The sequence below is a fragment of the Pseudomonas sp. P5_A2_2 genome (genome assembly GCF_054177685.1).
In genome coordinates this window covers 1-2,448 of the sequence record NZ_JBGCUL010000691.1, presented here as the reverse complement: position 1 = coordinate 2,448, position 2,448 = coordinate 1, and the positions used below count along the sequence as shown (strand labels likewise).

The 2,448-nt window shown below is 64.5% G+C and carries 3 protein-coding genes; 2 read left to right on the top strand and 1 reads right to left on the bottom strand.

Going from position 1 to position 2,448, the window contains the following annotated elements; translation table 11 throughout:
• On the bottom strand, window positions 1-448 hold a 448-nt coding region (locus tag ACXRVY_RS24340; RefSeq protein ID WP_458238456.1), incomplete at its 3' end, for a hypothetical protein.
• A gap of 475 nt (window positions 449-923) precedes the next feature.
• On the opposite strand from ACXRVY_RS24340, the gene radC reads away from it, so the two are divergent.
• The gene (gene radC, locus ACXRVY_RS24335; protein WP_458238455.1) at window positions 924-1,445 is read left to right on the top strand and encodes a RadC family protein; all 522 of its coding nucleotides are present in this window, start codon (window positions 924-926) and stop codon (window positions 1,443-1,445) included.
• Window positions 1,446-1,862: 417 nt separating this feature from the next.
• On the top strand, window positions 1,863-2,448 hold a 586-nt coding region (locus ACXRVY_RS24330; RefSeq protein ID WP_458238454.1), incomplete at its 3' end, for a ParB/Srx family N-terminal domain-containing protein.

Here is a 2,448-nt window from a genome sequence, read left to right as displayed (position 1 = left end):
AAACGAAACGCCTTAGTCGTTCCTGTTGGCGGCGCAGAGAGTCCATGTGATCACTTGCCACCTTCGTGCAAGTCAAGTTGTCACAACATTCCTCGCCCACTTCCAGCGTTCGCCATTTCGGATGCTGAACCATGAACACGTAACGTATCGCAGTGCCGCAGTGGTCACAATTTCCCTCCGCCTCGCCCAGGTCGTCGAATCCGACCACGTCCCATCCGAACATAGGCGTACTGGTGCCGTGCGCGGCCACCTCACAGTCGTTGCAGAGCGTGATGCAGAGATCGAGCGGGTACTCCCACGGCTTGTGTCCGACGAGGTGGGATTTGTGGTGAACGTGAAGCCCTGCGTCATCGGACCCGCGCTTGCCGCAGGACGTGCATGCGTAGTCGTGCCGTCGGAAAACTTCGTTCCGAAACGCATGCCACGAAGGGCTGCTGTATTCGTTCATCGGCGCGTTGGCAAGTGAGGCACTGGCCGTAGTTTGGCGGATTCTGCCGGCGGCAGAGGACCGGCAACCCCCGACAGTGCGACGCTATGGGTTCGGAATTCGCAGCTGCCGCCAGAGCTCTCTGAGCTGGGCGACCTCAAGGCCTGCTGAGGCTTTTTCGCGGGAGCGAAAACCGGGATGCCCATTCCAGGCGCGCGCCGTCGCGCTTGGTCCGTGCCGGACTGCCGGCGCGCCGTCACCTTTCAGGCCACCCTAGCCCTGCGCGCTTCGCTTGTCGCAAGATCCAGTTCGGTGGTGTGGTGGGGTGTGAGTTGCTGTGTCGACCCACCGTATCACGTCGTTCTCGCCGTCAAGGTCTGCGTGAGCGCGTGGCGCTCTCTTGCGCCCTTCGGTCGTCTTCGAACCCTGACCGCTGCGCTGCGACGTGAGGGATTCGGTCTCGGGCAATCCCGCCCGATCAAGACCGGAGTTCCTCATGTCGCTGCCGTCCTTCTCTTCTGCTGTTGCCCAGTCCACAAACGCACTGCTGGTCCGTGACGTCGATGGTCAGTACCGCGTGGCCAGTCCCGACGAGGTTCTCTCGCAGGCCTGGGGTGTGCTCGCAGACCGCGTGAAGCCCGGCGTGACGCTGTCGTCGCCGCAAGACGTCAAGGACTACCTGCGCCTGGAGATCGGGCTGCTGGAGCACGAGGTCTTCTGCGTTGTCTTCCTGGACGCGCAACATCGTGTCATCGAGCTGCGGCAGATGTTCCGGGGCACGGTGACGCAGACCTCGGTGTACCCCCGCGAAGTAGTCAAGGAAAGTCTGCAGCTCAATGCCGCGGCGGTCATCCTGGCGCACAACCATCCGTCGGGCGTGCCGGAGCCGAGCCGTGCCGACGAGTTTCTGACGCAGTCTCTGAAGTCGGCGCTGCAGCTGGTGGACGTGCGCGTGCTGGACCACCTGGTGGTCACTGCAACCGCTGTGGTGAGCTTCGCCGAACGCGGGCTCATCTGACGCGTTCGCATCGGGGCGGCCGAGGTGTCGCCCCTTTCCCTTTGTTCGCTGCAGAGGCGGTGGGCTGTCGCCCACAAGGTCAACCCAAGACCTGAAGTGCGCCGCGGTGCGGCGGTAGATCGCTCACCTTGCAGGCTCGCACGTGTTGCCAGTGCTGTGGAAAGCCGGTCGGTGCGCCCGCATGGCCGGCAGGGCGGCGGTCGATCTGCTCTTGTCGGCCCGTCCCCTGATCGACGCATAGCGCCTGCCATTCATGCCCCAAGGGTGAAGGCTGCGCCCACGTCCTCACCCGGTCTCTGCGCTGCGCTTCGAGCTGCGGCTTGCGGGCGTGCCCTTGTGTCCTGCCTGGCGGTCGCTGTTCATGCGTCGGGACGGCTCCGAAGAGCAGATTTTTCAACCACCGCAAAGGACACAGCCATGAGCGCAACGACCATCCACAGCACCGGCAACACCACCAAGGCGCGGTTCCTCGCCCCCGGGACTCACCAAAGAGCAGATGACAAGGGCAAAGGGAAGGGGCAGGGTGCATCGCCTGTGAAAGGCCCGGCCAAGAGCACGACGAAGGGCCGAACCACCGAACTGGTATCGACCGTCGAAGACGAAGCCTTGACGCCGGGCGACCTGGTGCTGATCCCGCTGTCGCGCCTGGTCCCGTCCGCCTTCAACGTGCGCAAGTCCGGCGGTGAGGATGTCGGCGAACTGGCTGCACTCATCAAGGCCCAGGGCCTGCTGCAGAACCTCGTCGTGCATCCCGACGAAACCAAGCGCGGCAAGTCGACCGGAGACTATGGCGTCGCTGCGGGCGGCCGCCGCCTGCGCGCGCTGGGCCTGCTGGCCAAGGCCGGTGACATCCCGCTCGACAAGGACATTCTGTGCCGCCTGATCACGCGTGATGCCGCCATCGCCGCGAGCATCACTGAAAACAGTGGCCGGGCCGCGATGAGCGTGGCCGATACCGTCACTGCCTTCGCCGAGATGATCGCCGCAGGGGCCGGCGTCGAAG